The following is an 11,454-nucleotide window of genomic DNA, read 5'->3' as shown; positions in this document are numbered from 1 at the left end:
CCGCAAGTTGAAGTTTTTTGCAGCAAACCTCGATATACAGAAAATATATTATTATATTTTATCCTTTAACATCCCATCACAAGCCAACCGCTGAAAACCACAAACTCAGAAGCTCGCTGCAAATACCGCTCCTTAACTTCCTGATCTTAAAAAATTTTAAAATAAAAAATTACAAATTTTCAAAAAATTAAGCATTAAAGAATTCAAAATTAAAAAGTCTATTTCAACAAACACTTACAACTGCTTTTTAAAAAATTCCTTCTAAACCATCACTACACAAACTTAAATCAAACATCAAAAAATAAAATCACATTACCAATACCTTAGCTTCACTGACTGCTAAGTCATCTCACTAAGTCATCAAAAAATCAAATAAAAATTACTAAATTATTGATAAACCAATATTTAACGTCTCACATCTCACGTCTCACGTTTCACGTAAAACAAGCTTGTGTGGGCTAACCTATTCAATTGCCAAGGTACAGTTAAAAAATTAAAAAGCTAATAATAATATACAAAAAAATTTTCTATCTGTCAAGTAAAAATTAAGAGTGTTCCAAAATTCCCGTAAGTTTACCTTTCCTTGTCATCCCGAGGCCGTAATGTCGAAAGATCTTTTTTTGATTTTTGACTTGGAAAGAAAGAAAGAGGTTTTTTGCTTCGCTCAGAATGACACCATTGGGTCGCTCTTAGTAAAAATTAGAAAGCTGTCTTAATAAGCCTTCTGCTATAATATAGCATATATATAATACACAAAATTTAAACTCATCCATAAAAAATTAAATTCTGCTTGACAAGGTCTGAATGTGGTTCTTGTTTTTCCTATTCTTGAAAGTTTTAGAATTCTAAATTAGAGAGGTTAAAATGAGCATAAAAGAGAATGTGCTAAAAATTAAAGAAAGGATACAAAAAGCATGTGATAAAGTTGGAAGAAAGAGAGAAGAAGTCATTCTTCTTGCAGCATCTAAGACGCAGCCGGTAGAAAAAATTATAGAAGCTTACGAGTCAGGTATTAGATACTTTGGAGAGAATAAAGTACAAGAAGGCATTGAAAAAATAGAAAAACTTAAAGAATATTCAGATATACATTGGCATCTAATAGGTGGTCTTCAAACTAACAAAGTTAAGTACGCAGTGAAGTACTTTGAATTGATACATTCAGTTGATAGACAAGCTCTTGTTGATGAGATTGAAAAAAGAGGAGAAAAACTAAACAAAGTTATAGATGGATTTATTGAAGTTAACTTTGGAGAAGAGTCAAAATTTGGCGTTAAAGAAGATAATTTAAAAGAATTATTTGAGTATATTCTTACAAAAAAATATATAAAAATTCATGGACTAATGGCTATTCCACCATACTTTGAAAATCCTGAAGATGTTAGACCGTATTTTATCAAGCTAAGGACATTGAGAGATAATCTTGAAAAAGAGTATAATGTAAAACTGCCTCATCTTTCTATGGGAATGTCTCATGATTTTGAAGTTGCAATAGAGGAAGGTGCTACAATAGTCAGAATAGGAACAGCAATATTTGGAGAGAGAAGTTATGCTAAATAAAGAACTTTTAGACATTTTAGCCTGTCCGGTTTGTAAAGGAGATTTAATATTAATACAAAAAGATAAAGAAGAGTTTTTAAAATGTGAAAATTGTAAATTGCTTTACCCAATAAAAGAAGATATACCTATTCTTTTAGAAGACGAAGCGATAAAGGAAGAAAATTGAGCGAATTAATAAAAAGAGTAATATCTGCCGTTGTCTTAGCATCTATTACAATCGGCGGGATTATTTATCTACCTACACAAGCTTTAAAGATAGTCATAGCTTTATTAACAGTTGTAGTAAGTTATGAAGCTTTTAATCTCATTGGAAAGAAATATCCGGAGTTAAAGCATCCAATAGTATTCATAATGGCTTTTATATCATCTTTATCTTTACTTTTTATGGATACATATTTAGCTATATTAATTATATTTCTATTTAGCTTTTATGTAGCATCTAAAAAATGGGATTTAAACTATTTAGCAGTATCTATTTTTGGACTGTCTTACAGTGTATTTTTTGTTTCATCCCTTGGCTTGTTGGTTGATTATAATAAGTATTTGTTATTTTTACTTTTTGCGGTTGTTTGGACCGGCGATACGCTTGCATACTTTGTTGGTAAGAATTTCGGAAAGCATAAACTTTCAACAAGAATATCTCCCAAGAAAACTGTAGAGGGTGCGGTTGGAAGTTTTTTAGGCTCTTTGATTGGTGGTTATTTGGTTATTAAGTATCTTGATTTTGATATAAAATTTATGATTCCTGTGATAATTTCTGCTGTTATTCTTCAGATTGGAGATTTATTTGAAAGCTTCATCAAAAGGCAAGTTAACGAGAAAGATTCTTCTAATCTAATTCCCGGTCATGGCGGGGTTTTAGACAGGATAGACTCTCTTATATTTGCATCGGTTGTATTTTTAATATGGATAAGGGTTATACATGCGTTTAATTTAGGTTAATCTTTTGCTATAATCTTAAAAAAATTAGTGCTAACGAGGGTAAATATGAATAAAAAAGCTTTCATCATCTCTACTGTCTTTACTTTACTACCTATGATAAATGCTTTTTCAGAAGAATGTAAAGAATGCACATACATAAAAACTATTATTCAAGACAAGAAAGAAATTGAACCGGATATTTTGGCTGTTAGTGTTAATATAAGCGTTGAAGGGTCTAAAGAGTCTGAAATAATAAATATGCTTGGTGAAGTTGATAAATCAATAAGAGACCTTGGTTTTGAGTATAAAGGAGGTAAATTTTCTGTTTACAAAAACTGTTGGTGGGAAAATAATAAAACTAAATGTGAAGGTTTTAAAGGAAGCTCTTTTTATGTATTTGAGCTAAAAAATCCTACAGACCAAAACAAAATATATGAAAAATTGAGTTATTTCAGTGGTAAATACAAAGATAAACTTGATTATAGCGTATCACAACCTGAATGGACAGCTTCAAAAGAAAAAATAGAGCAGATTGAAAATCAATTAAAATTAAGTGTAATTGATAAAGCATTATCTTTTACTCAGCAAGTTTCTAAGAAATTAAATAAATCATGCAATATAAAAAGTTTTGATTATGAATCAGACCAAGTTTATCCAATTCCAATTTATAGGACTATGCTTATGAAAACTGCAGAGTCTGTATCAGCACCGGAGCCAAAGAAAGATGCTAATTTCATAGATATCAAAGTCAAAGCTGAAATTATTTGTAAATAAACGGGGTAGACCATGATTGATATAAATGAGGCAAAGAAAAAGCTTATAGACTTAGGCTATAGCGATTTATATGTTTGGCAAGATTCTCCAGGAACATATTACGATTGGCATACACATAGTGAAGATGAAGTTAGATATATTTTAGAAGGCTCTATGGTTATTGGAACAAAAGATAAAGTTTATCATTTGAGAGCAGGAGATATTTTGGAAGTTCCAGCCGGGACGAAGCATTGGGCTAAGACTGAAGAAGGGGTAAAGTATTTATGCGGAAGTAAGAGACATATTTAAATTTATGAGATCCTCCGCCGACTTAAGGATGAAAACTTGACTTTCGTAAGGCCGATTCATGAATCGCCCCCTACTCTTACATTGCCGTTCTAAGGACGTAAGTCCGAATGGTCTAATCTTATAAAAATTGAGGAAAAAGTAATAGGTAAAAGGTAAAAATTCTTCGCACGGTCGTAGAATGTCGAACAGGATGACAATTTAAGTATGATAGAATAAATTTTTAATATCAGTTCTTTTGGAGAATTTAAATGGCTTACGTTATAGATTATGAGCTTTTAGAGAAGTTAGAACAAAAAGTAGGAAAAGAGGAAGCTAAAAAGATTGCTCAAACTATTGAACTGATTTATAACGAACTTGATAAAAAATCAGAAAGCTTAGTACAGCAAAAAAAACTTGAACTCAAAAACGAGCTTACTAAGGAACTTGCTACAAAGGCTGATATTGATATGGTATATCGAAAATTAGAATTGTTAAAGACTGAGCTTGAAGCTAAGATAGATAAAGAAGTGTTAAAATTGCAAAATGATATACAGAAGCTTGATAAAAAGTTTACTATTATGTTTATCATTTTGACATTCTTAATCATCTTCATAAACAAAGATGCAATAGATCTTATAATTAAGCTGCTACCGTTTGCGAAATAGCTGTTATCTGTAGTTATAAAAAAAGTTATACGTCGGATGAGAAATTGGGTAAAAGTATAAGATTCTTCGCCGGCTTTAGAATGACACTGTTGGATGATATTTACCATCCTGAACGAAAAAAATGTTATACTATAATTTATTTCTTGGATGCTAAAGGAATATCAAAAATGAGAAAAAACAACAAAGGTTTTACATTAATTGAACTTTTAGTTGTTGTCATCATACTTGGAATGCTGGCAGCTTTAATCATTCCTAAGGTTGTTGGAAGGCTTGATGAGTCTAAGATAGAAACTACAAAAATACAGATGAGAGCTATAAAAGATGCTTTAGAACAGTATAAGCTTGATAACGGCGTTTATCCAACTACACAACAAGGATTAAAGGCATTGGTTGAAAAACCAACAACTCCTCCCGTTCCAACAAGATGGAGACAGTATTTAGATAAACTGCCAAAAGATGCTTGGGATAATGATTTTATTTATATGTCTCCCAGTGTAGGTCATCCATTTGAGTTAAAATCAGCAGGTCCTGATAGAACAGAAGGTACAGAAGACGATATAAGTATATGGCAGTAAAAAACAAAGGCTTTACGCTATTAGAAGTATTAATAGCTTTAGCTATTTTAACATCTTCATTTTTAGTATTGTTTCAGCTTGTCTATCAAGCAAGGGTAAATTATTTTAATTCAAAACAAACATTTGAAAATTTGCTATACGTAGATTCAAAAATAAAAGAAGGAAATTATTCAAATTTAAATGTATCAAACTCTCAGATAGAGATTTTGGGAATCAAGATCAATAGGTCAACCTTTGAAAAAAACGGCGTTTATATAGATATTTTTAATGTTAAATAAAAAAGGCTTTACGCTAATAGAAGTTATCATAACGATAATGATTCTATCCTTAGTGTTTTCTGTATTGGCTTTTTCTATTTATAGCACAGTAAAAAACAGTGTAGACATTAAAGGTCAATCGGAAAAGCTTAAAGAATATACTTCTTTTTTTTGGGATATGCAAAAAAAGTTTTCTGCAAACACAAAAACGTTTTTAAGAAATAATAACGGACATCCAATTTTAGTGTTATACAATACTTCCGGGAATTATTATAAAGGTTTGGTAAAATCTGTCTTTTTTGTTAAAGATAATGATTTGTACTATTATGAATTTCCTTATGTATATGGAGATCCTTATTTTTACGATGAGAAGCAGTCTTATAAAGTTTTACACTTTGAAAATTTGGATATTAGCCTTGTAAGTCAGGGAAAGGGTTTCAAAGATTTTGAAGGCAATCCTGATATACTGATTATTCAAATAAATGATAAAAGGATGGTTTTTAAGTAATGAAGTTTGCATACGAAGGCTATCTTGAAGGTAAAAAGGTAAAAGGTGAGTTAGAAGCAAGTACAAAGCAAGAGGTTGTAAAAAAGCTAAAAGAAGAAGGTATTACTCCTGTTAAGATAGAGGAGCTAAAGAGAAAAATCTCATTATCGTTTAAAAAAGAAAAACCATCAGACGAAGATTTGGCTTTTATATTACTTCAGATTGAGACATACTTAAAAAGTGGATTTCAACTTACAAAAGCCTTAGAGATAGTCTCATCACAAACAGAGGATAAAAATTTATCAACCGGACTGCTAAAAATAAAGTCTGCTATAGAAAGTGGTAAAAGCGTATCACAAGCATTCAAAGAATCTAAACTGTTTCCTGAGTTTTTTCCTTTGATGCTTGAATCTGCACAAACAGGTGAAAATCTTGAGATGATTTTTAAAATCACATCTGATTATCTGCTCAGCGTGTCATCTATTAAAAGCAAAGTAATATCAGCATTAATCTATCCGGCTGTTATCTTGATTTTCAGTGTAATGTCTGTTTTTGTAGCTACCAATTATGTTATTCCAAAAATCATAAGCGTTTTACAAAGCTTTGGAAAAGAACCACCCTTAATTACAAAAGCAATACTGATTTTTGCAAAAATCTTTAACTACCTAATTTTTATAACGCCAATCTTGATTATTGCTTACTTTTTTAAAGACAGATTTATAAAAAAAGAGGTCTTTGATAAGTATCTCTTAAAAATTCCGATAGCGGGCAAGCTGATTTTATATTTTAATCTTTCAAGGTTTGCAAAGGTTTTAAACTTAAGTTTAAAATCAAATACACCAATCCAAAATGCTTTGACTTATGCAATAAACAGCATAAGCAACAGCTATTTAAGACAGAAGCTGACACCTTTGATAGAAGACGTAAGAAAAGGTTCTAACATATCAAAGAGTATAAGGAAGGTAAAAGAACTTCCTACTTTGTTTATTACATTACTTGATACTGGGGAATCTTCCGGAGAGCTTGAAAAAATGCTTGACACAATAGCAAGTGTTTACGATTCTCTTATCGAAAGAATCATAGATAGATGGATGAAATTGATAGAGCCAATCATGATGTTAATAATTGGTGCTGTAATAGGTATTATAATTCTGAGCGTAATTCTTCCGATTATGGATATTTCAACCGGAACTAAGTTGAAATAAGTTTCTGATTTAAAGAAAAGTTAGAAGAAAAAGCAGAGATTTTTCGGGTGGCTGCAGAATTATGAATAAAACTTAACAATCAAGCATAAAAAAAGAAAGTCTTTTCTTTTAATTTTAAACAAATCTAAAAACTTTGTTGTTTTTATTTTTAATCAGGACATATTTTCGGTTGTATAATATTTTTAAACTTTCTGCAAATTTTTACGAAAAAATATATGAATACTGGTGGAGGCGTTAACGTGGTAAGAAAATTTTTAATAACTGTTTTGTGTTTTATTGGAATGACAAATGCGGCAGATATCATTAAGAATTCTAATACAGAGTATTTAGATGCTGCAAGGTCGGCTTTGAAAACAGCTTACGAGTCTGGGGCAGTCTTGAAAGCACCATATGAATATGGGAAAGCAAAGGGATTCTATAACATAGCTGTTGAAGAATCTTCTAATTTTAATATAGATAAATCTATCGAAGCGGCTAAAAAATCTATTGAATGGTCTTTAAAAGTTATAGAAAAAGCATCTCAAGGAGAGGAAAAATGAAAAAGAAAATTATTGCTTCCACATTTATTTTAGCTTTTGCAAGTAATGTATTTGCTAATCAAGACGTTGACATAAGTAAAATTCAAGAAAGATTTGATAAATTAAAAGAAAAACATGCTCTTGAATGTTCACCGGAAGAATATGGAATGGTAGAAAGCTATTTAGAAAGTTTAAAAGCTGAGAATAATCAATCTGCAAATTCCTTAAAACTTACAGTAAAAATAGAAGGTCTATTAACAAAAATAGAAAAAAATATAAATTCTGATAAAGATAAAGACGGCATTCCGTGTTATAAAGAAATAGAGCTTGGTCTTAATCCAAACATTCCTGATGTTGTAGAAAAAGTAAAAGTTGCTCAAAACAAAGAATCTGAAAAATCAGATATTAATATAATTAATATAAAAGAGAAAGAATTTCCGAAAACTCATAAGAGTATAACAGCTTTTACTCAACCACTCAGGGTTCATTTTTATTCAAACAGTTCAAAAATAAAGAAGGAGTATTTACCTTACTTAAATATAGTTGCTAAGTATCTAAAAACACATCCGGATGTAAAAGTTAAGATTAAGGGTTATACTGATAATACAGGTTCTAAAAAGTATAACGATAAATTGGCTTTAAAAAGAGCTAAGGCTGTAAAACAATATCTAGTTAAGCTTGGTGTTTCTCCAAATAGAATAATGATAGACGGGGCTGGAAAATCTGAATACATTGTTTCTAATAATAATGAATTAGATAGATTTACAAATAGAAGAGCCGAATTTTACATAATAAATTTGGCAAAATAGATTGGCAAAAGGAAGAACTCACGAATTAATAAATCTCGCTGTTCTTCCTCCTCTCATTTATTACCTTCATCCATCGGATTTTATATCTTTTTCTGCCGGCTATTTTATCGGGACTTTTTTTCTTACCCCTGATAATGATTTATATCTTTCTAGACCAAATAGTAGATGGAAATTTTTAAAATTTATATGGTTACCTTATACCAAACTTTTTAGACATCGTGGAATTTCCCATATTCCGATATACGGAACAATCACAAAAATTTTTTACCTATCTTTTATAGCATTTATATTTTTGTTTCTTTTAAAGCTTTTGATAGACTTTTTAATCCCGGATAATAATTTTCAAGTTTTAAGATTTGATAATTTAGATTTAAGCAGTTTTTTAAACAATGTCTCATTTTTATCCTTTTTCTTTGGTCTAATTTTGGCTGAATTTGTGCATATATTTACAGATATAATTTATAGCAGCTTTAAAAAGTTAAAACCAAAAAGGAAAAGAAGAAGATGAGTGCTATACAGTTATTTAAGATTTTTGGAATTCAAGTATATATAGATTACAGCTGGTTTATAGCATTTACTTTAATAACATTAACTTTATCTCAGGGATTTTATCCTATGCTTTATAAAAATCTCAGTCAATTTGAATATATATTAGCCGGAGCAGTTTCTGCTATTATGCTTTTTTTATCTGTTTTACTTCATGAACTTTCTCATTCTCTTGTAGCCATAAAACACGGCATACCTGTTCGAGATATTTATCTTTTCATCTTTGGCGGAGTAGCAATGATAGAACAAGAACCAGACTCCCCTTCTACAGAGTTTAAAATTGCAATAGCCGGTCCTCTTATGAGCTTTCTCTTAGCATTAATATTTTTTACGGCAGCAGGTCTTTATCCAACAGATGATATTTTTAATGGCTTTTTAAACTATATGTTTATGGTAAACTTTGCTCTTGGAGCGTTTAACTTAGTCCCGGCATTTCCGCTTGATGGTGGTCGTATTTTAAGGTCTATTTTATGGAAGAAGTATGGAATTCTTAAAGCAACAGAAGTAGCTTCTAAATTTGGAAAATATTTTGGTTTTATGCTTATTGGTTTTGGAGTTTATTATTTATTTAATGGAAACTTAATTAACGGCTTTTGGCTTATATTCTTAGGAATTTTTATAATAAAAGCTTCCAAGGATGCTCTATTTAATACCAAATTAGCTGTTTTATTATCTAAGCTTAAAGTCTTTAATATCATGCATACGATGAATCCATTAGATGAAAATCTAAGCATCTCAGATTTTAGCATGTTTTATAGACCTTATATAAGGACTTATTTATATCCTGTCTTGACCTCCGATGGAAAAATTTTATTTATAGACACAAGAGACTTAGATAAAATTCCGTACTTTAAACAAGAAGAGATGGCTTTAAAAGATATAGTAAAGCCAATAAAATATTATGTCCTTCCGGAAGAAAAGTTATCAAAAGTTTATAATCTTTTAAAAAGAAATAAATTAGATGAAATTCCTGTTATTGATAATAATACTTTTCTTGGAATTTTAAGAAAATCAGATATTGAAGCTATTCTTAACAGGTTTATCCGTGAAGAGCTTTTGCAGGTTAAAAATTTTAATTAGAAGGAGGGTTTTCTTTCTCTTTTTTCAATTCTTCTAAAATATTTTTATTTTGATATTTTTTAGCTCTTTCATCTTCTTGCATATGCTTCTTCATAAATTTAAACATATAAACCAATATAATAATTGCAATCGTCCAGCCGATAAAATGCACTATTCCTTGCATCGCTGAATAGCTATGCATAAAGTTTATAACTCCCTGATATGGCTCCATTTCTTTTACTCCTGCATCACAATTTGTATAGGTTATACCGGTTTAGAAAAATTCTGGTTTGTTTATATAATATCATAAAAGCACTCTGAATGTCCTTCACTTTTGCATATGACAGGCTAAATAATAAAAATGCAAAAGACTTTTTAGAGAAATCAGTAGATATAATGCCATTTGAGATAAAAAGAATACAGACAGATAACGGAAGTGAATTCTTAGGTGAGTTTACCAAAGCATTAAAGAAAAAAAGATATAAAACATTATTTTAACTATCCAAGATATCCAAAAGGACAAGTATATGTAGAGAGAATGAATATGAAGATTACGAATTAGAAGATATTCATGAGTTTAATAAAAAGATGTTGCAATATATGTTATGGTATAACACAGAAAGACCTCATCATAGTTTAAACAAAAAATCACCTTTACAATACTTTTGTGATATTTATGAATTCAAGAAAATCGGAATTTTCCTAAACCGGTATAACCTATACAAACGCTTGAAAAAAAATCAAAATTGAATTATAATAACTATCTCTTTTGTGGAGGAGTGGCAGAGTGGACGAATGCGGGTGATTTGAAATCACTTGTGGGTTGACAGCCCACCGGGGGTTCGAATCCCTCCTCCTCCGCTTTTATGTAATTTTTCAAAAAAATTGTAATTGTAATTTTCAAAAAAATACTACATCTCTTTATCCACAAACCATTACCAATTGAGCTATAAAAAGATATTGCAACATATTTTTGTGTAAAATTTTTATTTCAATTATTATCTTATTAAATCCAACACCAAAGTAAAAATGTATATATTGAATTAAAACACCTTGGGGTGAGAAATTACCTCCATAGTTTACTTTTTCTAAAAAAGCTATAAACAATAGCAGCATATGCATATAGATAAGCAACAGAAATCTAAACCATTTACTCATTTTGTGTCTTATTCTTAATAACCTTACTTCATGATAGCTTGCTGGATGAAATCACTGTAACCAAAAGTCCATAGTAAATCCTTTTATCATAATAATCTTGATTCTTCTTAGCTAATATTCTCGAGACTGTTCCAAAAATCCAAATCTTAATTCTGAGCGAAGCGAAGAATCTCCTATTTTTCTTTTCAAGTCAAAAATCAAAAAAGAGATTCTTCGGCCTAACAGCCTCAGGATGTTCTATGTTAAATGTCAAGTACAAAAATTTTCATCAAATGGTTTTCTACTTTTTAATACACCATATGCCTGCCTTAATAACTTATGTGCTACAGCCACTAATGCTAACTTTTTAGCCTTGCCTTTACTTACTAACCTTTCGTATAATTCTCTACAGTATTTGTTAAACCTTATTGCTGATAATGCTGCCATGTATAGTATCTTTCTTGCATATGGATTTCCCATTTTCTTTATCTTGCCACTTTTCTTTACACTTGATCCACTTTCATATGGACTTGGATTTAAACCAGCAAAACTAGCTGCTTCCTTTACACTTTTAAATCTTTTAAATCCTCCAAATATTGATATTACTACTCCTATAACCCTATCACTTACACCAGGTATACTTTTTAAAAGTTTGTATTCCTCTTGAAAATTCTTCT

The 11,454-nt window shown here is 30.2% G+C and carries 18 protein-coding genes and 1 tRNA gene; 17 read left to right on the top strand and 2 right to left on the bottom strand.

Annotated elements, in window-relative coordinates; translation table 11 throughout:
* The first annotated feature begins 864 nt into the window (after positions 1 to 864).
* The 14 genes from Q0929_RS07725 to Q0929_RS07660 all read left to right on the top strand — a co-directional run bounded on the left by Q0929_RS07725 (position 865) and on the right by Q0929_RS07660 (position 9,661).
* Positions 865 to 1,557 carry a YggS family pyridoxal phosphate-dependent enzyme gene (locus tag Q0929_RS07725; protein ID WP_299239459.1) on the top strand — a complete coding sequence of 231 codons (693 nt, stop codon included), beginning with the start codon at positions 865 to 867 and terminating at the stop codon, positions 1,555 to 1,557.
* Positions 1,547 to 1,723, top strand: a complete 177-nt coding sequence (locus Q0929_RS07720; RefSeq protein WP_299229041.1) for a Trm112 family protein — start codon at positions 1,547 to 1,549, stop codon at positions 1,721 to 1,723. Before Q0929_RS07725 ends, Q0929_RS07720 begins: the two co-directional genes overlap by 11 nt.
* Positions 1,720 to 2,499, top strand: a complete 780-nt coding sequence (locus Q0929_RS07715; protein ID WP_299239458.1) for a phosphatidate cytidylyltransferase — start codon at positions 1,720 to 1,722, stop codon at positions 2,497 to 2,499. The genes Q0929_RS07720 and Q0929_RS07715 overlap by 4 nt, the downstream gene beginning before the upstream one ends.
* Before the next feature lie 45 nt (positions 2,500 to 2,544).
* Complete coding sequence (locus Q0929_RS07710) at positions 2,545 to 3,252, top strand: hypothetical protein (protein WP_299229035.1); 708 nt, start codon at positions 2,545 to 2,547, stop codon at positions 3,250 to 3,252.
* 12 nt (positions 3,253 to 3,264) lie between these two features.
* On the top strand, positions 3,265 to 3,540 hold the full coding sequence (locus Q0929_RS07705; protein WP_299239456.1) for a cupin domain-containing protein: 276 nt from the start codon (positions 3,265 to 3,267) through the stop codon (positions 3,538 to 3,540).
* 248 nt (positions 3,541 to 3,788) lie between these two features.
* Positions 3,789 to 4,184 (top strand): hypothetical protein, encoded by a 396-nt coding sequence (locus Q0929_RS07700; RefSeq protein WP_299239454.1) that lies wholly within the window; start codon positions 3,789 to 3,791, stop codon positions 4,182 to 4,184.
* Positions 4,185 to 4,351: 167 nt separating this feature from the next.
* Positions 4,352 to 4,759 carry a type II secretion system major pseudopilin GspG gene (gene gspG / locus Q0929_RS07695; protein ID WP_299239462.1) on the top strand — a complete coding sequence of 136 codons (408 nt, stop codon included), beginning with the start codon at positions 4,352 to 4,354 and terminating at the stop codon, positions 4,757 to 4,759.
* A complete protein-coding gene (locus Q0929_RS07690; RefSeq protein ID WP_299239453.1) occupies positions 4,750 to 5,037 on the top strand; it encodes a prepilin-type N-terminal cleavage/methylation domain-containing protein in 288 nt (95 codons plus the stop codon). Before gspG ends, Q0929_RS07690 begins: the two co-directional genes overlap by 10 nt.
* A complete protein-coding gene (locus Q0929_RS07685) occupies positions 5,027 to 5,524 on the top strand; it encodes a prepilin-type N-terminal cleavage/methylation domain-containing protein (RefSeq protein ID WP_299239451.1) in 498 nt (165 codons plus the stop codon). The genes Q0929_RS07690 and Q0929_RS07685 overlap by 11 nt, the downstream gene beginning before the upstream one ends.
* Positions 5,524 to 6,708: a type II secretion system F family protein gene (locus Q0929_RS07680; protein WP_299239449.1), complete on the top strand. Its 1,185-nt coding sequence runs from the start codon at positions 5,524 to 5,526 to the stop codon at positions 6,706 to 6,708. The genes Q0929_RS07685 and Q0929_RS07680 overlap by 1 nt, the downstream gene beginning before the upstream one ends.
* 239 nt (positions 6,709 to 6,947) lie before the next feature.
* On the top strand, positions 6,948 to 7,247 hold the full coding sequence (locus Q0929_RS07675) for a hypothetical protein (protein ID WP_299239448.1): 300 nt from the start codon (positions 6,948 to 6,950) through the stop codon (positions 7,245 to 7,247).
* Entirely contained in the window at positions 7,244 to 8,035 is a 792-nt protein-coding gene (locus Q0929_RS07670) for an OmpA family protein (RefSeq protein WP_299239446.1), read from the top strand. Before Q0929_RS07675 ends, Q0929_RS07670 begins: the two co-directional genes overlap by 4 nt.
* Before the next feature lies 1 nt (position 8,036).
* Positions 8,037 to 8,543, top strand: coding sequence for a metal-binding protein (locus tag Q0929_RS07665; protein WP_299239444.1), 507 nt, complete (start codon positions 8,037 to 8,039; stop codon positions 8,541 to 8,543).
* Positions 8,540 to 9,661, top strand: coding sequence for a site-2 protease family protein (locus Q0929_RS07660; RefSeq protein ID WP_299239442.1), 1,122 nt, complete (start codon positions 8,540 to 8,542; stop codon positions 9,659 to 9,661). The genes Q0929_RS07665 and Q0929_RS07660 overlap by 4 nt, the downstream gene beginning before the upstream one ends.
* Here the strand turns inward: Q0929_RS07660 and Q0929_RS07655 are convergent.
* Positions 9,654 to 9,872, bottom strand: coding sequence for a hypothetical protein (locus tag Q0929_RS07655; RefSeq protein ID WP_299239441.1), 219 nt, complete (start codon positions 9,870 to 9,872; stop codon positions 9,654 to 9,656). The genes Q0929_RS07660 and Q0929_RS07655 overlap by 8 nt on opposite strands.
* Positions 9,873 to 9,961: 89 nt before the next feature.
* Between Q0929_RS07655 and Q0929_RS07650 the strand changes: the two genes are divergently transcribed.
* From Q0929_RS07650 to Q0929_RS07645, 3 genes are all read left to right on the top strand, one after another.
* The gene (locus Q0929_RS07650; protein WP_299239440.1) at positions 9,962 to 10,138 is read left to right on the top strand and encodes a hypothetical protein; all 177 of its coding nucleotides are present in this window, start codon (positions 9,962 to 9,964) and stop codon (positions 10,136 to 10,138) included.
* A gap of 90 nt (positions 10,139 to 10,228) precedes the next feature.
* On the top strand, positions 10,229 to 10,390 hold the full coding sequence (locus Q0929_RS08995) for a hypothetical protein (protein WP_343232053.1): 162 nt from the start codon (positions 10,229 to 10,231) through the stop codon (positions 10,388 to 10,390).
* A gap of 23 nt (positions 10,391 to 10,413) precedes the next feature.
* Positions 10,414 to 10,501, top strand: a tRNA-Ser gene (locus tag Q0929_RS07645).
* A gap of 546 nt (positions 10,502 to 11,047) precedes the next feature.
* On the opposite strand, the gene Q0929_RS07640 is transcribed toward Q0929_RS07645, so the two are convergent.
* Positions 11,048 to 11,454 (bottom strand): transposase (locus tag Q0929_RS07640; protein ID WP_299239438.1); only part of this gene is annotated, 407 nt, incomplete at its 5' end.

It is taken from the genome of Sulfurihydrogenibium sp., from assembly GCF_028276765.1.
Lineage (GTDB): Bacteria > Aquificota > Aquificia > Aquificales > Hydrogenothermaceae > Sulfurihydrogenibium.
Note: the sequence above shows the minus strand (reverse complement) of the source record. Positions and strands in the feature narration are given on the sequence as shown.

Excerpts from the sequence above, each read along its gene's own strand:
- Q0929_RS07725 (WP_299239459.1), top strand. The coding sequence starts at position 865 with ATGAGCATAAAAGAGAATGTGCTAAAAATTAAAGAAAGGATACAAAAA.
- Q0929_RS07720 (WP_299229041.1), top strand. The coding sequence starts at position 1,547 with ATGCTAAATAAAGAACTTTTAGACATTTTAGCCTGTCCGGTTTGTAAA.
- Q0929_RS07710 (WP_299229035.1), top strand. The coding sequence starts at position 2,545 with ATGAATAAAAAAGCTTTCATCATCTCTACTGTCTTTACTTTACTACCT.
- Q0929_RS07705 (WP_299239456.1), top strand. The coding sequence starts at position 3,265 with ATGATTGATATAAATGAGGCAAAGAAAAAGCTTATAGACTTAGGCTAT.
- Q0929_RS07700 (WP_299239454.1), top strand. The coding sequence starts at position 3,789 with ATGGCTTACGTTATAGATTATGAGCTTTTAGAGAAGTTAGAACAAAAA.
- gspG (WP_299239462.1), top strand. The coding sequence starts at position 4,352 with ATGAGAAAAAACAACAAAGGTTTTACATTAATTGAACTTTTAGTTGTT.
- Q0929_RS07690 (WP_299239453.1), top strand. The coding sequence starts at position 4,750 with ATGGCAGTAAAAAACAAAGGCTTTACGCTATTAGAAGTATTAATAGCT.
- Q0929_RS07685 (WP_299239451.1), top strand. The coding sequence starts at position 5,027 with ATGTTAAATAAAAAAGGCTTTACGCTAATAGAAGTTATCATAACGATA.
- Q0929_RS07680 (WP_299239449.1), top strand. The coding sequence starts at position 5,524 with ATGAAGTTTGCATACGAAGGCTATCTTGAAGGTAAAAAGGTAAAAGGT.
- Q0929_RS07670 (WP_299239446.1), top strand. The coding sequence starts at position 7,244 with ATGAAAAAGAAAATTATTGCTTCCACATTTATTTTAGCTTTTGCAAGT.
- Q0929_RS07660 (WP_299239442.1), top strand. The coding sequence starts at position 8,540 with ATGAGTGCTATACAGTTATTTAAGATTTTTGGAATTCAAGTATATATA.
- Q0929_RS07655 (WP_299239441.1), bottom strand. The coding sequence starts at position 9,872 with ATGGAGCCATATCAGGGAGTTATAAACTTTATGCATAGCTATTCAGCG.
- Q0929_RS07650 (WP_299239440.1), top strand. The coding sequence starts at position 9,962 with ATGTCCTTCACTTTTGCATATGACAGGCTAAATAATAAAAATGCAAAA.
- Q0929_RS08995 (WP_343232053.1), top strand. The coding sequence starts at position 10,229 with ATGTTGCAATATATGTTATGGTATAACACAGAAAGACCTCATCATAGT.